Origin of the sequence: Acinetobacter sp. NIPH 817, assembly GCF_000368405.1 — a bacterium.
Taxonomy (GTDB): Bacteria; Pseudomonadota; Gammaproteobacteria; order Pseudomonadales; family Moraxellaceae; genus Acinetobacter.
Map to the genome: position 1 here is coordinate 114,980 of NZ_KB849420.1, position 20,069 is coordinate 135,048.

The 20,069-nt window shown below is 37.4% G+C and carries 19 protein-coding genes; 8 read left to right on the plus strand and 11 right to left on the minus strand.

The window, feature by feature from the left end; genetic code table 11:
• Positions 1-31 precede the first annotated feature (31 nt).
• Positions 32-2,464, plus strand: a complete 2,433-nt coding sequence (locus F968_RS04125) for a DNA internalization-related competence protein ComEC/Rec2 (RefSeq protein WP_004790620.1) — start codon at positions 32-34, stop codon at positions 2,462-2,464.
• Here the strand turns inward: F968_RS04125 and F968_RS04130 are convergent.
• A complete protein-coding gene (locus F968_RS04130; RefSeq protein WP_004790621.1) occupies positions 2,417-3,400 on the minus strand; it encodes a lysophospholipid acyltransferase family protein in 984 nt (327 codons plus the stop codon). The two genes, F968_RS04125 and F968_RS04130, sit on opposite strands and share 48 nt — an antisense overlap.
• Before the next feature lie 133 nt (positions 3,401-3,533).
• Here F968_RS04130 and sppA point away from each other — a divergent pair, with 133 nt between their 5' ends.
• Positions 3,534-4,550, plus strand: coding sequence for a signal peptide peptidase SppA (gene sppA, locus F968_RS04135; RefSeq protein ID WP_004790623.1), 1,017 nt, complete (start codon positions 3,534-3,536; stop codon positions 4,548-4,550).
• A gap of 21 nt (positions 4,551-4,571) precedes the next feature.
• Complete coding sequence (locus F968_RS04140) at positions 4,572-5,381, plus strand: alpha/beta fold hydrolase (protein WP_004790626.1); 810 nt, start codon at positions 4,572-4,574, stop codon at positions 5,379-5,381.
• Between the two features lie 67 nt (positions 5,382-5,448).
• Here F968_RS04140 and purN read toward each other — a convergent pair whose 3' ends face one another.
• Complete coding sequence (gene purN, locus F968_RS04145; RefSeq protein WP_004790628.1) at positions 5,449-6,078, minus strand: phosphoribosylglycinamide formyltransferase; 630 nt, start codon at positions 6,076-6,078, stop codon at positions 5,449-5,451.
• On the minus strand, positions 6,075-7,145 hold the full coding sequence (gene purM, locus F968_RS04150; protein WP_004790630.1) for a phosphoribosylformylglycinamidine cyclo-ligase: 1,071 nt from the start codon (positions 7,143-7,145) through the stop codon (positions 6,075-6,077). Before purM ends, purN begins: the two co-directional genes overlap by 4 nt.
• A gap of 135 nt (positions 7,146-7,280) precedes the next feature.
• Here purM and cxpE point away from each other — a divergent pair, with 135 nt between their 5' ends.
• The 4 genes from cxpE (at position 7,281) to F968_RS04170 (ending at position 13,833) form a co-directional block, all read left to right on the plus strand.
• A complete protein-coding gene (cxpE, locus tag F968_RS04155; RefSeq protein ID WP_004790632.1) occupies positions 7,281-8,474 on the plus strand; it encodes a chloramphenicol efflux transporter CxpE in 1,194 nt (397 codons plus the stop codon).
• Positions 8,475-8,494: 20 nt separating this feature from the next.
• The gene (hda, locus tag F968_RS04160) at positions 8,495-9,193 is read left to right on the plus strand and encodes a DnaA regulatory inactivator Hda (protein ID WP_004790634.1); all 699 of its coding nucleotides are present in this window, start codon (positions 8,495-8,497) and stop codon (positions 9,191-9,193) included.
• A 332-nt stretch (positions 9,194-9,525) separates the two neighbouring features.
• Positions 9,526-11,379, plus strand: coding sequence for a rhombotarget A (rbtA, locus tag F968_RS04165; protein ID WP_004790637.1), 1,854 nt, complete (start codon positions 9,526-9,528; stop codon positions 11,377-11,379).
• A 15-nt stretch (positions 11,380-11,394) separates the two neighbouring features.
• Positions 11,395-13,833, plus strand: coding sequence for a CSLREA domain-containing protein (locus F968_RS04170; protein WP_004790638.1), 2,439 nt, complete (start codon positions 11,395-11,397; stop codon positions 13,831-13,833).
• Positions 13,834-13,929: 96 nt separating this feature from the next.
• On the opposite strand, the gene F968_RS04175 is transcribed toward F968_RS04170, so the two are convergent.
• The 5 genes from F968_RS04175 to F968_RS04195 form a co-directional block, all read right to left on the minus strand.
• Complete coding sequence (locus F968_RS04175) at positions 13,930-14,319, minus strand: DUF3106 domain-containing protein (protein WP_004790640.1); 390 nt, start codon at positions 14,317-14,319, stop codon at positions 13,930-13,932.
• Positions 14,309-14,629 carry a hypothetical protein gene (locus tag F968_RS04180; RefSeq protein WP_004790642.1) on the minus strand — a complete coding sequence of 107 codons (321 nt, stop codon included), beginning with the start codon at positions 14,627-14,629 and terminating at the stop codon, positions 14,309-14,311. The genes F968_RS04175 and F968_RS04180 overlap by 11 nt, the downstream gene beginning before the upstream one ends.
• Positions 14,619-15,233: an RNA polymerase sigma factor gene (locus F968_RS04185; protein ID WP_004790645.1), complete on the minus strand. Its 615-nt coding sequence runs from the start codon at positions 15,231-15,233 to the stop codon at positions 14,619-14,621. Before F968_RS04185 ends, F968_RS04180 begins: the two co-directional genes overlap by 11 nt.
• A 159-nt stretch (positions 15,234-15,392) precedes the next feature.
• On the minus strand, positions 15,393-16,169 hold the full coding sequence (locus tag F968_RS04190; RefSeq protein ID WP_004790648.1) for a TrmH family RNA methyltransferase: 777 nt from the start codon (positions 16,167-16,169) through the stop codon (positions 15,393-15,395).
• Between the two features lie 59 nt (positions 16,170-16,228).
• A complete protein-coding gene (locus F968_RS04195; RefSeq protein ID WP_004790649.1) occupies positions 16,229-17,200 on the minus strand; it encodes a class 1 fructose-bisphosphatase in 972 nt (323 codons plus the stop codon).
• 184 nt (positions 17,201-17,384) lie between these two features.
• Here F968_RS04195 and F968_RS04200 point away from each other — a divergent pair, with 184 nt between their 5' ends.
• Positions 17,385-17,570: an NF038105 family protein gene (locus F968_RS04200; protein ID WP_004790651.1), complete on the plus strand. Its 186-nt coding sequence runs from the start codon at positions 17,385-17,387 to the stop codon at positions 17,568-17,570.
• 58 nt (positions 17,571-17,628) lie between these two features.
• Here the strand turns inward: F968_RS04200 and pal are convergent, their stop codons facing one another.
• The 3 genes from pal to F968_RS20805 all read right to left on the minus strand — a co-directional run.
• Positions 17,629-18,189 carry a peptidoglycan-associated lipoprotein Pal gene (gene pal, locus F968_RS04205; protein ID WP_004643699.1) on the minus strand — a complete coding sequence of 187 codons (561 nt, stop codon included), beginning with the start codon at positions 18,187-18,189 and terminating at the stop codon, positions 17,629-17,631.
• 27 nt (positions 18,190-18,216) lie between these two features.
• Positions 18,217-19,497, minus strand: coding sequence for a Tol-Pal system beta propeller repeat protein TolB (tolB, locus tag F968_RS04210; protein ID WP_004790653.1), 1,281 nt, complete (start codon positions 19,495-19,497; stop codon positions 18,217-18,219).
• A gap of 93 nt (positions 19,498-19,590) precedes the next feature.
• Positions 19,591-20,069 (minus strand): cell envelope integrity protein TolA (locus F968_RS20805; RefSeq protein ID WP_004790654.1); only part of this gene is annotated, 479 nt, incomplete at its 5' end.

Here is a 20,069-nt window from a genome sequence, read left to right on the forward strand (position 1 = left end):
TGCCCCTAAAAAGATAACGATATGATTTTAAATGTTAAAGCTTATTTTAGTGGGGTGGGTTGTAGGTATTGCATTTATGGGAATAGATCTTCCGCTCATAACGCAATATGGTTGGATTGGTAAAGTTTTGCTCTTTATCTGCTTAATTTTTTATATTTTTAAGCGGCATCTTGTTGTAAATCGTCCCATATTAAAAGGAGTTTATTATTTAGTCTGTAGTCTAAGCCTATTTATTATAGGCCATCAGTATGCCCAGCATGCCTTAAATGAAAGACTACAACTACGGGAGATGCAACCTGAGTCTTTAAACATTGTTGTTTATATAGACCGAATAAGCGAAGAAAAAGATAATAAGACACAGCAACTTGCTCAGGTTCTAGGGCGGTCATCCGATGTAGTGAATTGGTTGCTATATTTAAAAAATGAAAATGAGAGTGCATTAATAGAGGGGCCAAAATTACAATTAGGTCATTACTATCGAATTTCGGGTAAAACCAGACCAGCTCATAGTTATGCAGTATCAGGTGCTTTTGATCAAGAACAATGGTTCATTCAACGAAATATAATGTCCGGTTTCAGTGTTCAGCATATTGAGCCTTTAAACTCTAGTGAAATTTATCGGTTGGGTTATCAAAATCACTTAAAACAGCAACAAAATTTTTTGACTAGACAACAATTAAATATAGAAAAACTCCGTCTAAAATTTAGATTAATGCTAAAAAAATCTCCATTTCAGAATAAAGGATTGTTATTAGCGCTCCTAACTGGGGATGAAAGTCTTTTAAATGAAGATATTAAAAATCAATTTAAGCAGTTAGGAATCTCTCATTTGTTGGCCATTTCAGGGCCTCATGTCCTCATTTTTGCAATCTTATTATCTTGGGCATTACATCAATTAGTACGACGTTATTATCCCCAGCTTTATTTGTGGCAACCCAAGCAAATATGGGCAATGATTCCGTTATGTTTTGGGGTTTTGATTTATACAGCTTTTGTCGGCTTTGAAATTCCAGCCTTAAGAACTTTACTCTCAGTATTTTTATTTGCCTTTTTATTGTTGGTCAAACTGCCAGTTAAGCCATTTTCGCTCTTGGTTTATAGCGCAAGTCTACTTTTACTTTTTGATCCATTTAGTGTTTTATCGGCAGGTTTTTGGCTCTCTTATGGTTCTTGCTTTATTTTATTACGCATTTATCAAACCATAGTACAGGCTCCAAATCTTGCCTCATTGAGTTTGCTATCTAGAATAATTCTTTTAACTAAAACTTTAATTGAATCTCAGGGCAAAATATTTATTGCTCTATGTCCTCTAATGTTGATTTTCTTTCAGCAGATTTCATGGGTAGCACCTCTCACAAATATTATTGCTGTTCCTCTGCTAGGAGGAGTTATTGTTCCTTTAAATATTTTCGCTGCTTGCGTATGGCTTATTTTTAACTCAGTTGGTAATGCACTCTTTCAGATTAATGATATTTTGCTCAGTATGGTGCTGACATGCTTTAGTCTTTTAGAGAAATTATCTGTACCGTTGCAAGGTTTTAGTCTGACACCACTGGCTTTGATAGGCTTAAGCTGTGCCATTATTATTCTATTTTTACCGCGCGGTGTTTTACCAAAATCTTGGAGTCTTATTTGTTGTTTACCCTTAGTCATTCCGAATAAAACCTCACAGCAAATTCAATTAAATATTATAGACGTAGGCCAAGGACAAGCGATTTTTCTACAACATCCAGAGCAGACATGGTTAATTGATACGGGTGGTTCTTATGATGAGAAGGCTTTCAGTATTGGTCAAAATGTAGTAATTCCATATTTACGTCAGAAAGGTATTAAGCAACTAGATCATGTGGTGTTATCTCATCTTGACCAAGATCATAGTGGGGCATTTCCTTTTATCGCTCAGGCTTTTCCTATCAAACAAGTCATATCAAATCAGCTATGGGCAGAGCAGGTGAAAGAACCATTTAGCTATTGTCATCAAGGGCAAAAATGGCAATATCCACAGTTAGATATTGAGATACTTTGGCCTAAAGAAAATGATTTAAATTTAGTTCCTTCTAATCAAAATGAATATTCTTGTGTCGTTTATATTCATTTAAAACAAGTAGGGGGGTATCAGAATTATTTAATTATGGGGGATGCGGGATGGGAAGCCGAATATCAATTGATAAAAGAATATCCTGATTTAAAAGTAGATGTCTTGGTCTTAGGTCATCATGGTAGTAAGCATAGTTCAGCCTATGACTTCTTAGCGACGTTAAACCCCAAGTTTGTTATTGCGTCTGCCGGTTTTAATAACCGATATGGTCATCCAAGCAAAGAGGTTTTAGCGAGAATACAAGAACTTAATATTCCATTTAAAAGCACAGTTGAGCAAGGAACATTAAGTTTTGTATCTGAGAATCATCAAATGATTTTATACACTCGACGTTTCGAGCGTACTTGGCTTCACAGAAATTTGTGAAGCTTCTGCTTTAAGCTTATCCACAATTTGAAGAGCTTCAGCTGGATCAATATTATAAATATTATCTAAAGCAGGATTTGCTTTAAAACGTTTATAGCTCCAGTGATAATGTTCTGGATAACGATGGATGAGTTGTTCAATAGCCTGATGAATGACATAAGTTCCATCATCTGCACTACCTTCGTAGATTTTCTCATCCATAGGTTCAACGTGCATCGTGAAACCGTCATTTTCGTTACGAATCGCGTAAAGGAATAAAGCTTTTGCTTTAGTTTTTTGAATAAGCTTGGTACTTAAATTACTTGAGGCAAGCGGAACACCAAAATAATTGATCATACTGCCGCCGACGTTAGGGGTATGGTCAGGCAAAATTACGGTAGTTTCACCTTGTTTTAAGGCTTTAAAAATTTGTCTTACACCAGTTTCGTCAGTAGGAACCAAGTGAGCTTGTTCACGACTACGTGCTTCTCGAACAAAACGGTCTGCATCTTCATTCTTTACTGGCTTGTATAAAATTGTCATTGAAGTGAATTGTGAACACCAAGCATTCAGGATTTCCCATGTACCAAAATGTGGAACAATCAAAACCACACCTTTTTTTGCTGCAAGTGCTTCATGAAAGTAATGCTCACCTTCAATATGATGAATTCTTTCGATATTCTTACTATTTGATGAGCCCCAAATACTTAAAAATTCAAAGTATGAGGTGACTTCATTACGAATAGCTTGTTGCGTAATTTCTATTCGCTGCTGTGGCGTTAAATGTGGAAGGGCGATTTGTAGATTTAGTTCTATACTTTTTGATGTTTTAGTAATTTTTAAAGTATTGATTAACCCTGCCAACATACGAGCAAGAAAACGTCCAAATTGAATTGGCTGGCGGCTAAAAGTTTTGAGTAGGTAGTAGTTCATGCTTTTTGTATCTAATTTGGTCATCTATCGCGGTAAAAAGGAAGCAATAATTAAAAAAAGATAAAATTATTATAAATGAAATCATATTATTTAGACAGTTTTTATCAAATCAACGTATATAATGACATCATTTTAGATTAATTTGGATTGGAATTTTATGTCCGATTGGCCACCAAAACCACAAAATGAACCTATAATCCCTAAACAAAATGGACCAGAATGGCAAATTCTTGAGAAGGCTGTACTTGCTTCAGTAGAGGAGCAGCGTCGTAGTCGCCGTTGGGGAATCTTCTTTAAAACATTAACTTTTATTTATTTATTATTCATTATTGTACTCATGGGTAAAGGCTGTTCAACCAGCAAAGAAGGCTCTGCTGTAAGTAGCAGTAGTGCCCATTTGGCTGTAGTGGATATTATTGGAACTATTGATGCTTCGAGTAATCAATCAGTAAATAGTGAAGATACCAATAAAGCGCTTAAACGTGCTTTTGAAGCTTCAAATAGTAAAGCTATTGCACTTAATATTAACTCACCTGGCGGTTCCCCAGTTCAGTCTGATGAAATCTGGCAAGAGATTCGTTATTTGAAAAAACAGCATCCAGATAAAAAGGTTTACGCTGTGATTGGTGATATGGGCGCATCAGGTGCTTATTATATTGCGTCTGCTGCGGATGAGATTATTGTCAATCCATCAAGTCTAGTCGGCTCAATTGGTGTGATCATGCCTAACTATGGGATTACTGGTTTAGCTCAGAAACTTGGCATTGAAGATCGCACTTTAACGGCAGGAACGAATAAAGACATTTTAAGTATGACAAAACCGATTGATCCTGTGCAAAAGCAACATATTCAATCTGTTCTTGATAATGTCCACACTCACTTTATCACTGCAGTTAAAGAAGGGCGTGGAAAGCGTTTGAAATCGAACGATCCAGCTATTTTTTCTGGTTTATTCTGGACTGGCGAACAAGCAATCCAATTGGGCGTTGCTGACCGTTCAGGTAACATTACGAGCTTGATGCGTGAACTAAACCTTGATAATAAAGTTGACTACACAATTGAGCGCAACCCATTACAATCCATTTTAGGTCGTATGGGGGCACAAATCGGGCAAGGGGTAAGTGAATCTATTGCTCAAGAAGTGCAGACTCGTCAAAGCGCAAAATTACAATAAAATCTGTTTTAGGATAGCGGTATGTCAATGAAACCAGTTATACACTTTGCTCATGCGAATGGCGTACCATCAAAAGTGTATCAAAAACTGTTTGACCAGTTGAAAGGGGAATATGACATTATTTATGTTCCTCTGATTGGTCCTGATAAACGTTATCCTGTAACTAACCATTGGCCTGCTTTGGTTGATCAGGTAATTGACAGTATTGTGCGACAGGCGAAAGGACGTAAAGTGATTGGACTTGGCCATTCTCTTGGTTCGGTTTTAACGTTGATGGCATCTTTTCAGCGTCCTGAACTCTTTTCTCAAGTCATTATGTTAGATCCGCCTCTTATTTTAGGACGATATTCATTTGCTTTTCATATGGCAAAATTATTTCGTCCTAAATTGGTTGATGCGATGACTCCAGCTGGTTTATCTGCACGCCGTCGTGAACATTGGGACTCGAGAGAGCAGGCTGCTGAGTTACTACGTCCTAAAGGTTTCTATAAAGATTTTGATGAAGATTGTTTTCAGGCTTATATTGATTATGCTTTGAAAGAGGATTCGGTTCGCGGTGGAGTTACTTTAACGATTTCTCGTGAGGATGAAGTTGCAATTTTCCGTAAGAATCCTTCTTGGTGGTGGCTGCCTATGCCAAAACCTAAGATGCCTGTGCATTTAGTTGTAGGTAAAGGAAGTGATTTCTTAAAGAGAGGCTTTCCTCAAATGGCAAAGCGAAAAATGGGAATTCCGTTTACTGTGGTTGAAGGGGGGCATATGTTCCCTTTAGAGCATCCAATTGATACAGTGAATTCTATAAAGAAATTAATTCATCATCAGCCAAATTAATTTTTAGACTTATAAAAAAGGACATGCTGGCATGTCCTTTTTTATTTTTGCTTTTGAGTAAAAAGTTTTACCAATTTGCAAAACGAATAGGGTGTTCAAGAACTTGATCACGGAAATAAGCTTGGCCATTTTTCCATGTAAGTTGACCGTTACATAACCACTCTGCTACTTGTGGGTAGATAAAGTGCTCAAGTGCATGCACTCGATTTGCTAATGAAGCGGCAGTATCATGTTCTTTAACTGAAATAGCGGATTGGGCAATTGATTGACCAGAATCCAGTTCAGCCGTTACAAAGTGTACGGTACAACCATGTAAACGATCACCTGTGTTTAAAACACGTTGATGAGTGTTCACACCTTTATAAGCTGGAAGAAGTGAGGGATGTATGTTCAGCATTTTCCCTTGCCATTTGTTGACAAAGGTGGGAGTTAAAATGCGCATGAAACCGGCTAAAATAACCACATCCACTTGCCAAGCCAAGAGCTGTTGATGCATTGCTTCATCAAACACTTCACGAGTTGGAAAGTCTTTATGAGAAATAACGGCTGTAGCAATATTGGCTTTTTGAGCACGCTCTAGGGCATAAGCATCTGCTTTATTAGACAGTACACCTACAATTTGCCCTGATAGATTTGCATCTATCAAGGCTTGTAAATTACTGCCATTCCCAGAGACTAGAACAGCAATTTTTATCATGCAAAGATCACACGAATTTTTTCGTCTGCACCTTCCACTGATTCAGCATTTTCTTGGATGTGTCCAATTTTCCAAGCTTTTTCGCCTTGAGCATTAAGCACTTCAATTGCTTTTTCAGCATCATTTGCATCAACAGCAATGACCATACCTACGCCACAGTTAAACGTACGGTACATTTCAAAGCGCTCTACATTGCCTTCGCGTTGTAGAAGCTGGAATAACTCAGACCATTCCCAAGAAGCTTCATCAATGACTGCTTGAGCACCATTTGGTAATACACGTGGTAAGTTACCAGGTAAACCGCCGCCAGTGATGTGTGCCATAGCATGCACATCAACTTGTTTGCAAAGTTCAAGAACTGGTTTTACATAAATACGTGTTGGTTCCATTGCAACATCTGCAAGAGGGCGACCATCAATTATTTGAGTTAAATCAACGTTTTTAACGTCTAAAATTTTACGTAGTAATGAGTAACCATTTGAGTGAGCACCACTTGATGCAACACCGATAAGTACGTCACCAGACTTTACTTTAGTGCCATCAATAATTTTGCTTTGCTCAACAACACCAACCGCAAAACCAGCAAGATCGTAATCTTCGCCTTCATACATGCCTGGCATTTCTGCGGTTTCACCACCTACAAGTGCGCAACCTGCAAGCTCACAACCTTTACCAATACCAGTAACAACATTTGCAGCAACGTCAACATTTAAGTGACCAGTCGCGTAATAATCAAGGAAGAATAATGGTTCTGCACCACAAACTAAAAGGTCATTTACACACATAGCCACAAGATCTTGGCCGATTGTGTCATGACGATTAAGATTAAGTGCCAAACGTAATTTAGTTCCTACACCATCGGTTCCAGAAACTAAAACAGGCTCTTCATAACCTTTAGGAATTTTGCATAGTGCACCAAAGCCACCAAGACCGCCCATTACTTCAGGACGACTTGTACGTTTAGCGACTGACTTGATACGATCGACCAGTGCGTCGCCCGCTTCAATGTCGACACCCGCATCTTTATAGCTTAAACCGGTATTTGGGGTAGAAGTTGAGTTGCTCATAAATGAAGTCTCCGCATTGGCGGCAGATTATAACCTGAATATACGAAACTCTTATGTTATTTATGCTCGAAAATGCTATCTTTAATAAAAATATTTTTTCATTTATAACGATTAAATCAAAAAAGGCTAGATTTTATGCAAGATCGTATACTGCGCCGTATTCTTTTACTCGCAGGTATTGTATTGCTGGTATGGGTATTGTACTTACTCAAGCCTGTAGTCATTCCTTTTATCGGTGCTTTTTTCCTGGCTTATTTATTCAGTCCACTCGTTGATGTTCTGGTAAAAATCAAATTACCGCGCTGGTTAGCAATTAGCGTGGTGTTCATCGGAATTGGTGTAACACTAACCATTGCATTATGGTATTTGGTTCCTCTGATCTGGAAACAATTGGTTTACGCCCGAGATAGCATTCCAGCAGGCATTCACTGGATTAATGCAGAACTATTACCATGGGTTTCTTCGACATTTAATGTTCAGCAAATGGAAATTGATACTGATCAAATGTCCAAAGCTGTAATGGATTATGTTCAGACAAATTACAGTGCCGATAGTATTCAAGCTGTCTTATTAAAGCTTGCACAATCAGGTCTCAATTTTATTCAAATTGGTGGAACAGTTGTTCTAATTCCAATTATTGCTTTTTATTTTTTATTAGACTGGGACCGTATGCTACAAAACTTACGCCGTCTCATTCCACGCCCATATGAAGCAACTACTTTACAGATCGTTGGTGAATGCCATAGCGTTTTAGGAGCGTTTGTTAAAGGTCAATTTCTCGTCATGCTATTGCTAGGCGTAGTATATGCAGTTGGTTTACAGCTCATTGGTTTGGAAGTTGGTCTTATTATTGGTATGGTGGCTGGTCTTGCCAGTATTATTCCTTATTTAGGATTTGCCGTAGGTATTATTGCGGCTGTTATTGCCAGCTTGTTCCAGTTCGGTTTGGATTGGATGCATTTATTACTGGTTGGTGTAGTATTCATGATTGGCCAAGCGGTAGAGGGCTATATTCTTCAGCCATTCCTACTAGGCGATAAAATTGGTTTATCTCCTGTGGCAGTTGTTTTTGCCGTATTGGCAGGTGCACAGCTTGCAGGATTCTTAGGAATGCTAATTGCATTGCCTGTTGCTGCTGTTATTGTAGTGTTGTTGAAGCATTTAAGAGAGAATTATGAAAGAAGCTCACTTTATGCTCCACCTTCTACATTAGTGATCCAACATGGCGATATTGAGCAAATTCATGTAGAAACCGAAAGCACTAAGCTTGATCTTGAAGTTAAAACACAGCAAGATACAGATGAACTGAAATCCCCTAACCAGAAATAATTTCAAGGTTAATTCAATATATGCGTCAACTCCAACTGGATATAGAACCTCAACTTGATGCCCGAATCAGTGATTTTTCGGGACCAAGTTGGGGGAATGTAGTCGATGCTGTGCGTCAACTACATGCTGGTCTGGTGAGTAGGTTTTATATCTACGGGGGAGCAGGAACAGGAAAGAGTCACTTACTTTCCGCAATTTGTGACTCTTATTTAGAAATAGGCAAATCTGCAATTAAAGTTTCTTTGCTTGAACTCCTCGATGCTCCTATCGAAGCAATTACTTCTTTAGAGCATTATGATCTTGTTGCTTTGGATGATATTGAATCAATTAGTGGGGTGCCTCATTGGCAAAAAGCTGTTTTTCATTTAATGAATAATCACGAAGGACAGCTAGTATTTTCTTCACGTGTAGCGCCTATCGAATTAAAGTTAGAATTGCCAGACTTACAGTCACGACTTACGCAAGCTGTTAGTGTTAAAGTACCGAGTGGAAGCTTATATGCGGACCGCTACTCTTTAGTTACGTCTGTAATGTCTAGACGTGGTATCCATTTTGATCAGCAAATTGTTGACTATTTATTATTACATGGTCCTCATCAAGCCTCTCTTTTACTACAGACAGTTGCTCAGTTAGAAAAACTTCTCAAAGGCGAAAAAACAAAACTTTCGAATGCAACTTTAAGACAAATTTATGCTTTGATTGATGAATATCAACCATAGATATCCTTTAATCTTGTCTATTGCCTCACCTGTGCACATAAAAACTATTAAAATAGAGTCTCGGACAAAAAATTCTAATTTCAGAGTACTTGCCTCTATATCTTTTTAAAGCTTCTTCTAATTTTAAAAAGTCACATTTTTGTATTTAAAAAAGTTTTTTAAATGTATGAAGCTTTTTGTAAGCTGGTTCAAAAATGACTCTACAGACCGACCAAAATGTCTTGAGAAATTCTACTTGCTGTGACAAAGTACGCACAAAGGATGCGATTGCAAAAGCGGAAATTTTGCAATTTTGACAAAGAAAAATGAAAAAAAGATGTAAGGAGATGGGTATGCTCAAACGGAGCATTGCTTTTGCTTTATTGGCTGCTGCTGGACACGCTTATTCTGCCGATATTCAAGTCACAAGCTTAATTGATGAAGATAAAGACGATACGTTATGTACGTTGCGTGAGGCTGTACAATTTCTTAATTATCGAGCATCTTCCAATGCTGCTGATGTTGAAAAATATGCAACTGGTTATCATGGATGCGGAAGTAAAGATGCCTCTTCAAATATTATTTTGCAGCGTGATAAAGAATATATTTTAAATAAAAAAATATTAATTACAGCGCCTCTTACAATTACAACAGCTGGAAATGATTCTCCATTTGAAGAAAATGATCAACCTGGGGCCCATAATGCCACCATTAAAATGGTAGGATCTGAACGACTATTCCAAATTGATGATGGAAGTACAGAAAAGGCATCATTTTCTGTTTATCTGAATAATCTTAATTTGCTGGGGGCTGGTTCAAAGTCAAATGTAACTATAGGTGGTTTAATTTTAAATCACGAAGGTTTAATTATTCAAAACTCTCGTTTAACTGATGGATATGCTAATGAGGGCGGGGTTATTTATAACCAAGGATTATTGACGCAAACAGATCAAACTGCTGGATCAGTTCGTATTGTAAATAGCCTTATTCAAAATAATAAAGCAAATCAGGGCGGAGTAATTTACAGTGAACAGCCTTTGTATTTAATTACTCAATCGGTAGTAAGGGATAATGAGGTTGGTTTAGCTAATGGCTCACTTTTTTATAGTCAAAGTAAATTTAATGATGAAAGTACAGGACAATATTTAAGCCGCCGAGCGATTGGATTTAGTAATAGTACTATTTTTCATAATAAAATGGGTTTTATCGCGAATATTTATGATGGGATGTTTGTTAATAACATTACCATGATTAAAAATGATAAAGGTCTATTTCTCGATGCTCCGCAAGGTAATGCCGCTATCTCAAATAGTGTTTTAGTCGGCAATACAATTAATTGTCAGGCTAATGCAACCGATAAAACAATTATACAAAGTAATTTGGTGACAACAGAATGTGATCGCAATGCTTCATCCACACTTCCCAATATCCTTTACCCTGCTAACGAAAAGTTAATTGCAGGAACTACAGATGAAGGTGTTTGTGATGTAACTTCAAAAGACGGATTGTTTTGTCCTTTTAGCACCCCTAAAGACAGCTTCTTAGGTTTTTTTAAACCTCGGTTGCTTGAGAGTTATAAGACTTTAGCAGATTCTCTAATTATTAATAAAGGGCGCTTATATAGTGATGGCTCCTCAACTGGTTTAGCAAGATGTGAAACATTCGACCAAAGAGGAAAAAGACGTAGTGGATATGACGAACTTTGTGATCTAGGTGCAATTGAATATATTCTAAATAATGAAATCGCTCCTGTTGGTCAGGATATTAAATATGGCCAAGTTGCAACATTCAGTATTTTGAGTTCTTTAAGTGAAGCAGATTTAGTTACACCTACTACGTGTAAACGTTTATTCGGTGAGCGCGCCGATGGGAAAGAATGGCAACCCGGGTGCCTAAAAGTTATACAAAATAAAGATACTCCAGTTTCAAAAGGTAGTCTAACTCTTGATCAGAATGGAAATGTCATTTACACGCCAAATGGAAATTGGCATGGGGCAGATATTTTTAGTATTCAGGTTGTGACGAGCGTAACTCGTTTTAATGAAGGCATAGATTTTCAATATATTTCTATTCCAACCACTATTTCACAAGCACCTTTATCAGGAATTGAAGATAAGTCTGTGAGTGCTGGTGGCGGAGGTAGTGTAGGAGGTGGAGTCTTATTTGGTTTATTGGGATTGATTGCATTACGCCGTTTCAAGTCATAATCAAGGATGTAGACTATGAAAAAATATCAAAAAACATTAGGGATAATTACTTTTGTTGCTGCAATACCTTTAATGGCAGCACAAAATGACACGATTATTAAAGTTAATACATTTGTAGATGAAGACCTTGATAATAATTTGTGTTCATTAAAAGAAGCTATTACAGCTGCTGAAAAAAGCACTTCATATCATGGCTGTATCTTACCTGCTATTGATACTAAATATACAATTCAGCTTGAAAAAGGAACGTATGATTTAAACGAAGAGTTAGTTCCTAAAAATAGTCTCACTATTCAAGGGCCTGAGCCAGTTGATTGGACAAAAAAGGGCTCATTAAGTGGTGATTATCCAGCACTAACCCCCATACAAACTCGTATAAATGCTAGAGGGAAATCTCGTATTTTTAATACAGCTGTTAGCAAACAGCCTTTGATATTAAATAATATTATTTTAGAAAATGGTAAAGCTTCTGATGTGGGGGGAGCAATTTACGCGGGTGCAGACGTAACTTTACAAAATACACAAATTTTAAATTCACAAGCCCCTAATGGTGGGGCAATCTATTTAGGCGGAGGAAATGCTTCTTTAACGGTAGATCATTCATTACTTCAAGGTAATGGATTAGCGGCTAATACTGGAAGTGTAATAGCAATGAGCTGTATGTTTAATGGCTCTTATACAACGAATACTATATTATTTAAATTGAGTAGTATTATTAAGAATGGATCTGCTAATTCTTTAAGTACATTTGAATTCTGTGGCTCACCAAAAATCACTTTTGAGAATAATACAGTTGCTCAAAATAGTGCTAACTTGACTAATGGTACTATTGTTAAATTTTCTGGTAATGCAGACCCTATACAAAATCAAACTACAAACCTTAGTTCGGATAGCAGTTTAACATTGGTAAATAATACAATTGTTGAAAACTCAGCTCATACAATTTTTTTATATGATAAGTTAGGAAAGAAAGATTTAAGTTTTAATGTTTTAGCATTTAATTCAGGGACCTTTGCATGTCGCTATTTGTTGGGTTCTGCTGCTGATCAAAAAGATTCTAGGATTTCGTTAAAGTTTAATGCATTAAAGTTAAGCGGTACCAATGAAAAATGTGACCTGCCAGCCGAAACTTTACCCGCTGGTCACACTAATATAGATGTTTCCTCAAAAATATTAAGCCAGTTATTAGAGCCATCAAAAGAACCTAGTGATGAAAATACGGAGTTCTTACCAATTTATTATCCAAAAAATAATCAGCAATCTGATGACTTAGTTGATGTTGATTTAAAAAATGAAGGAGGCTGCCTTTCAGTAGATCAAAGAGGACTAGAAAGACCTACCAGTACTACTGATCAAACAGTTCTTAATTCTAATAATAAATGTGATATTGGTTCTATTGAGCAAGCAAGGTTAGGGATAAGAACAACAGAAACTGACACGGGTTATATTAATAATTCACTTACTGATTTATTAAATACTTATCAATCGGGTGTAGATCAAACAAAAGCAAAGTTAGCTGACCCTTCTTTTTCATTTCAGGAAGCTACTTTAAAGATTGATTTGGCAACTTTTGAAAACTTGGTTAATCAGACTAAAGCGAATTTAAAATACAGAGCAATTTATATAAATCTTAAAAACTATTACTCTCCGTTTCAAAATGGTAATCTTCGAGAGATTAATATTATACCTTATGAAAATAGCAATCATATATTCGTTCCGTTTAAGCCAGATGATTATGATATTGATGTTAAAGTTATAGGTAAGGGCCAAACATTTGAAACGGCCACAGAGGATGAAGCTAAAAGCTTAAAATGTGAGTGGAATTCCTCTCTTAAACAAATCATTTTGTATCGTATAGACGATGCTCCTTCAGGAGATGGGTATTTTGAGTTCTGCAAATACACAATTACTTTAAAATCAGATAAAAATATTACAGCCAGCGGTATAGTTAAAGCTTCACTTGTTAATATTGCCCCTGTTTCTGAGAATAGCACCATAACATTTAAGTATTTAGCAAATGAAATCATCCCATTAAATTTACTTCAATATGCAAATGATGATGGGGATGGCCCAACGAATACACTTATTACAAAGCCAAATAAACCTCAGTTTGCAGACTTGCCTATCTATTTACCAAGTAAAACTTCAAAAGACGGTATTTTTAAAGTAGTCAAAGCAGATCGTGAAGGGCCATGTCCTGGCAAAGACAGTAAAAAAACTTGTTATGGTGGAAATATCTATATTCAAGCGAATAATGCCTTTAATACTTTTAACGATACATTAACTTATAATGTATATGATGCAGATAATGTTATTTCTAGCACCCCTGGTACGATTACTCTAGTAAGTACAGCAACAACTACTGATGATACCCGTGGTGGCGGTGGTAGCTTAGGAATTTTGTCTTTAGCATCCTTACTTGGTTTAGTGGTTTATAGACGCTACCGTAAATAAACGATATAAAATAAAAAAGCCTCCAATTGGAGGCTTTTTTATAGAAAATTATTTAAGACATTAAATTCACTGTGTACGAATTTTACAGAGTTATATTTAATGTTCTAAATACTTGTTCATATACTCTTCACGAATAGCTGTTCTTTCTTCGCCATTCGCTTTAAGCATACGCTGGCGTAAATCATTACGCTCTTGTGTACTCATTTTTTGCCATGCTTCACGCATTTTTTCTTTTTCAGCATCGGGAAGTTGAGTAAACCAGTCCATACGTTGCTGTAGGTTCGTACTTTGATTCGCTGGTAACTCTTTTAAGCTCTGGTAGCGTTTAATAACTGCACGTTGTTCCTCTTCAGAAAGAGCATTCCATGTGTCATCAACTTGTGTATTGGCATCCTTAGAAAAAATCCAAAATCGTTCAAAACCTGCAAAACTCGTTTGCAGGAAACTTAATGAACAAAGGATAAGTGCTAATTTTTTAGCTGCCATGTTGTACTTTATCCTCACCCAAGACCATTAGCATTTCTAAATCTTCTACCATTTGTGGAGATAATTTAGGATTTACAATCACTTGATTTTGTGGCTTATCAACAATATCTGCTGAATTAGGTAAAATTACAAAACCTGTGATCGCAGCTGCAAGTGCAAAACCAGACATTTTCCAGACACTATAAAAAGAGGCTGGTTTTTGTTGAATATGGTCAAGCACATGATTCATGACCACTGTTTTATTTTTATGGTGATGCGCCAAACTATCAAGTTCAGACGTCACCTTTTTAGTGAAATCATCATGATTCATCAGAACCTCCCAAGGGATTTAAATGGGCTAAGTACTCTCTAAGTCCCTGAATTGCTCGGTGATAATGGGTTTTTACACTACCTTCAGTACAGTTCATGATCTGAGCCGTTGTGTGTGTGTCAAAACCTTCCCACGCACGTAACATAAATGCCTGTTGTTGACGAACAGGTAGCTTTGAAATTGCTTCTCGAATTTCTTCGATAGTCACTGCTTGATCAAGAAAATCCGCAGGATTAATGGCTTTTTCATCAACTACATCAATAACTTCATCGTCGTCATTATCCAGACTAACTTTTTTGAAGAATGAAAATGGGTTTGCTCTACGAGATTCTTTGCGGCGCCAATCCTGAAGTTTGTTGTTTAAAATAGTATAAAACAGGGGATACCATTCTTCAGTACTTTTATCGGCATAAGATTTGTGTAAAGCAATAAATGCTTCTTGAACCAAATCCATTGCAATACCTTGTTGACCTTGGGTAGCACTCTCCATCATCACCAAAGCACGACCAGTAACATCTTGCATGAAAACTTTCAGGCGTTGTTCAGCCGTGCTTGCATGAGCACTAGATGTTTCCGATCGAGACTTTTTCGGTGCTAAATCCATGGAGATGGAAAATCCTGTCATTGGACATACCCACCTTATCTTCAATATATCTCTTATATAACGTTGAAAAGAGGTGGGAGGTTGACAACAATCGGTTATTTTTTACTAGTGTAATTGATTTTTTTCACAAATATGTGAGATGTAAAATAAATTAACGTTTTATTGGCGTTGACGAACCATCTCAAAAAAACAAATAGATCCTGCTATTGCTACATTTAATGACTCTTGTCCACCAGGCTGAGGAATAGTGACAGATTCTGCGTGATCTAAGGCATAATCACTTGCCCCTTGGCCTTCATTTCCTAAAATCCAGACACACGGTTTTGAAAGATCTTTTGAGTAAAGGCTGCTTGAGCGATGAGAACTTGTAACAAAAACTGGTATTTGAAATTTTGGAAGAATATCTATGAGTTGGAAGTTTTCAAAACAATGTAAGCTAAAATGAGCTCCCATACCTGCTCGTAAAACTCGTGGCGACCAAAGTGATGCAGATCCTTGTGTGCAAATAATTTGTTTAATATTTGCTGCCGCTGCTGAACGTAGCAATGTACCTACGTTGCCTGGATCTTGTATATTTTCCAGAATTAAAGTATCTACTTTATAGTCAATCGTTGATGCAGTTTTAGGTAAATCAATAATAGCTAAACAAGGTAAGCTTGTACCTAATGTGCTCAAATCTCTATATAAAACTTCACTAATAACAAAGATATGACCTTGATGCAGTTCGATTATTTTTTTTAAATCAGTATGTTCTAATGCTTGTTCTGTCGTAAATAAAGAAAAAATCTTCTTTTGCTGTTGTAACCACGTCAAGCAGAGATGGGTACCTTCAAGAACTGTTTGTTGGTGCTTTTTTCGGGCGCTATTAAGTTCGATTAACCCACGCAAATGTTTAATTTTTGCATTGTCTTTTGATTCTAAAAAAATAACCGCCATGAGAAAATATCCAACAAAAGGGCATCATGATACTATGATGCCCTAAATAATTAAAATTATTAATGATAGCTTGTTACACGCTCAACTTCATTTTTAGAACCAATAATTACAGGAACACGTTGGTGAAGTTCTGTCGGTTCAATATCTAAGATGCGAACACGACCTGTAGTTGATGCGCCACCAGCTTGTTCAATCAGCATACTCATTGGGTTTGCTTCATACATTAAACGTAAGCGACCTGCTTTTTTCGGATCTTTTAAGTCGTACGGATAAAGGAAAATACCGCCACGGCATAAAATACGGTGAATATCACCCACCATACATGCTACCCAGCGCATGTTGAAATCTTTTTCACGTACAGATGTTTTACCTGCAAGTAATTCATCAATATATTGTTTTACAGGCTCTTCCCAATGACGTTGGTTAGATGCGTTAATTGCAAACTCTTGAGTATCTGCTGAAACTTGAACATTGTCAGTAGTAAGCAAGAATGTTTGAGTTTCTGGGTCTAAAGTAAAGAATACTACGCCATTTCCTACAGTTAAAGCCATCATGGTTGATGGACCATAAAGTACGTAACCAGCAGCAACTTGCTGTGTACCTGCTTGCATGAAATCTTCTGCTTGGGTTACCGCATTTTTCGCAGGCAGAATAGAGAAAATAGTGCCTACACACATATTGATGTCGATGTTGCTTGAGCCATCTAATGGATCAAATAAAACCAAATATTTACCATTTTCTTGTGCAGGTGTGAACTCATCAAGCTCTTCAGAAGCGAGGCCACCCACTTGTGGATGAACTTTTAAAGCATCAATTAAATAGTCATTAGAAATCACATCAAGTTTTTTCTGTGTTTCACCTTGAACATTTTCATTACCAGCACTACCCAAAATACCAGCGAGCGCACCTTTTTGTAAGGCTTGATCGATCGTTTTACAGGTGGTGGCGATAGTGTCGATGACTTGAGCCAACTCAGGTGTTAGATTCCCTTTTTGTTGTTGTAAAAATTGGGACAATGTGAGGTTGGACATAAAAAAAGCTCCTGTGCTTCAAGCATCAAAATGAGTCAGATAAATACGTGGCATATTCTAGATGAGAATGTCACAAAATAAAAATTATCTTACTTTATTTGTGTTGGATTTATGCTTACAAGCCCCAATTAAAATGGTATGTTGATTGCATTACAAAGGATTGTATATTTTTAGGAGAATCGAAATGACAACAAAGAAGTTTGATGCGACCCCAACAGCAGGTGAACCAATCAATCTAGATGAAATTTCGAAAGAAAATGTTCAGGAAGCTTGGAAAGACTACGAGGCTAAGCCTGAATATAAAGATTTTAATAAGCATGATTTGATTGAATCTATGCAACATTCTGAAGAAGAAAAGAAATCTTCTTAAGTTGTGTTGTTATAAAAAAACGCTCATAAAATATGAGCGTTTTTTTTATGTAGATGCCTTATTTTAATAAAGGAGGCACTGCTTCGTAATTAATTTCAACGCGGCGATTTTCTTTCCACGCAGATTCATCATGTCCTGCATTCACAGGAGCTTCTTTACCGTAACTTACAGCCTCAAGTTGCTGTGGGTTTACACCATTGGTAATTAAGTAGCTTTGTACAGCTTTAGCACGACGCTCGCCTAAAGCCATATTGTACTCACGTGTACCACGTTCATCTGTATGACCAGTTAATGCAACTTTTGAATTTGCATTTGCCATAAGGAATTGAGCGTGAGCTTGAAGCGTTTGATAGTCTTCAGTAGATAAATCACTGCTGTCATAATCAAAATGAACAACGCGTTTAGCCAAAGCAGCTTTATTTGCTTCAGTTACACCTTTCGATGAAGCACCAGCCAAATTTTGAGCATTTAATGCAGCATCTTCACTTAAACCAGAAGTGTTAACTGTACTTGGATTTGTGCCAGTTGCGGTAGTTGCTGCTGGTTTGCGGCTAGCACAACCCGTCATTACAAGTGCTACGCTAAGAAAGGGTAAAGCTAAATATTTGATTGATTTCATGATCTTCTCCATCAATGGAATTAAAAGTTATTTTGGTGCCCAAGCTGGTTCACGTACTTCACCTTGTTCACTTGGTAAATTCATACGGAAACGTCCATCAGTAGACATGATAGATAACAAGCCACGGTTGCCTTCACGAGTCGCGTAGACCACCATTTGCCCATTCGGTGAGAAACTTGGTGATTCGTCTAAACTGGTTGGAGTAAGAATATTGGTGATGCCAGTATTAATGTCTTGAATTGCAACTTTATAACTGCTGCCACTTGGACGATGAACAAGAGCAATCTTTTTGCCATCTGCACTCAAGGTTCCGCGTGCATTAAATGAACCTTTAAACGTTAGACGTTTTACTGAACCATCAGCAAAGGTATAACGATAGATTTGGGCTGAACCACCACGGTCAGAAGTGAAAATAAACGATTTTCCATCTGGTGTATAACGTGCTTCTGTATCAATTGCCGAGTCGTTTGTCATACGTTTAACTTGGCGAGTTGATAAATCCATTTGATAGATTTCTGGATTGCCATTCATTGATGCTGTAAATAGCATTGATTGACCATCAGGTGAAAAACTCGGTGCGCCATTTAGGCCTCTAAAGCTAGTGAGTACTTCACGTGTTCCAGTAGATAAATCTTGTAGATAAATTGCTGGACGTTTAGTTTCAAAAGAAACATAAGCAATTTTCTTGGCATCTGGTGTCCATGCCGGAGAAAGAATTGGGTCACGAGATGACAAAACAGTTTTTGGCTGTTCACCATCGGTATCTGCAATTTGTAGAGTATAACGCTCTGCAGGAGTTGCAGGGTTTCTGAGTACATATGCAATACGGCCGCTAAAATCACCTGGAATACCAGTAAGTGCCTGATAAATAGCATCACTCACCATATGGCCAGCTTGACGTATGCGTGAAGCGGGTACATTTAAAAGTTCATTTAAAATGTATTGCTGCTTTTGTACATCATAAAGTTGGTAATGAACTTCAAAACCTGTAGCTGTTTGTTTAATTTGTCCAGTAACTACATATGGAATTCCGGCAGCTTGCCAATCAGAAGCTTGAATCTGATTGATTGCAGCATTCGCAGGCAAATTTTTAGATGAGCTTGTAAAACGTCCAGAACGGTTTAAGTCAGTTTCAACAATAGGAGAGAGCCCATTGTCATTGTTAAACGGGACAATAGCAATTTTGGGTGCCTGATCTGGTGCTTTAGCAATTTCCAGATATAACTGGGCAAAAGCAGTTGTAGAAGCAATAGGGCTTAAGGCGGTGATCAATGCTAAAGATAGCAGGTGTTTGCGGCTCGTATTCATAAGTTTAAAGTCATAGCAGGTATTTTTGTGACTGTTGATTTTGTAGCATAGTTACATGCCTTAAACTATTTAAAGCATGTAACTCTTTCAAAATTATTGCGCTCTAAATGTAGAGTTAACGCTTCTTGCTTCGCGTCTTGCATCAGGATCTGATGGCATAGGATATGGCGCAGATGCTTGAATTGCAGCCTTAATACTTGCATCTAAAGCATCATCGCCACTTGAACGTGTGATCACAATAGAATTAACGCTCCCTGAGTCTGAAAGGGTAAAACGGACACCAACTGTTTTACCGCTACTGCCAGTCGGAACATCCCAAGAGCGTCGAATTTTTTGCTCAAAATCACGTCTAGCTGAAGAAGCAATTTTTTTAGCTTCGGCTTTCTTCTGAGCTGCTTCTTCTTGTGCTTTTTGAGCAGATGCAGCTTTTGCTTCGGCCTCAGCTTCAGCTTTACGTTTAGCATCATCAGCAGCTTTTTGCTGCTTAGCTTTTGCATCAGCCTCAGCTTTGCGTTTAGCGTCATCAGCTTTTTGCTGTTTAGCTTTAGCGTCTGCTTCAGCTTTGCGTTTAG

Coding starts and splice junctions, on each gene's coding strand:
- F968_RS04200 (WP_004790651.1), top strand. CDS start 17,385: ATGACAACAAAGAAGTTTGATGCGACCCCAACAGCAGGTGAACCAATC.
- F968_RS04130 (WP_004790621.1), bottom strand. CDS start 3,400: ATGACCAAATTAGATACAAAAAGCATGAACTACTACCTACTCAAAACT.
- F968_RS04195 (WP_004790649.1), bottom strand. CDS start 17,200: ATGTCCAACCTCACATTGTCCCAATTTTTACAACAACAAAAAGGGAAT.
- hda (WP_004790634.1), top strand. CDS start 8,495: ATGCGTCAACTCCAACTGGATATAGAACCTCAACTTGATGCCCGAATC.
- F968_RS04180 (WP_004790642.1), bottom strand. CDS start 14,629: ATGAATCATGATGATTTCACTAAAAAGGTGACGTCTGAACTTGATAGT.
- F968_RS04190 (WP_004790648.1), bottom strand. CDS start 16,169: ATGGCGGTTATTTTTTTAGAATCAAAAGACAATGCAAAAATTAAACAT.
- tolB (WP_004790653.1), bottom strand. CDS start 19,497: ATGAATACGAGCCGCAAACACCTGCTATCTTTAGCATTGATCACCGCC.
- F968_RS04170 (WP_004790638.1), top strand. CDS start 11,395: ATGAAAAAATATCAAAAAACATTAGGGATAATTACTTTTGTTGCTGCA.
- rbtA (WP_004790637.1), top strand. CDS start 9,526: ATGCTCAAACGGAGCATTGCTTTTGCTTTATTGGCTGCTGCTGGACAC.
- pal (WP_004643699.1), bottom strand. CDS start 18,189: ATGAAATCAATCAAATATTTAGCTTTACCCTTTCTTAGCGTAGCACTT.
- F968_RS04140 (WP_004790626.1), top strand. CDS start 4,572: ATGTCAATGAAACCAGTTATACACTTTGCTCATGCGAATGGCGTACCA.
- cxpE (WP_004790632.1), top strand. CDS start 7,281: ATGCAAGATCGTATACTGCGCCGTATTCTTTTACTCGCAGGTATTGTA.
- F968_RS04185 (WP_004790645.1), bottom strand. CDS start 15,233: ATGGATTTAGCACCGAAAAAGTCTCGATCGGAAACATCTAGTGCTCAT.
- F968_RS04125 (WP_004790620.1), top strand. CDS start 32: ATGTTAAAGCTTATTTTAGTGGGGTGGGTTGTAGGTATTGCATTTATG.
- F968_RS04175 (WP_004790640.1), bottom strand. CDS start 14,319: ATGGCAGCTAAAAAATTAGCACTTATCCTTTGTTCATTAAGTTTCCTG.
- purM (WP_004790630.1), bottom strand. CDS start 7,145: ATGAGCAACTCAACTTCTACCCCAAATACCGGTTTAAGCTATAAAGAT.
- purN (WP_004790628.1), bottom strand. CDS start 6,078: ATGATAAAAATTGCTGTTCTAGTCTCTGGGAATGGCAGTAATTTACAA.
- sppA (WP_004790623.1), top strand. CDS start 3,534: ATGTCCGATTGGCCACCAAAACCACAAAATGAACCTATAATCCCTAAA.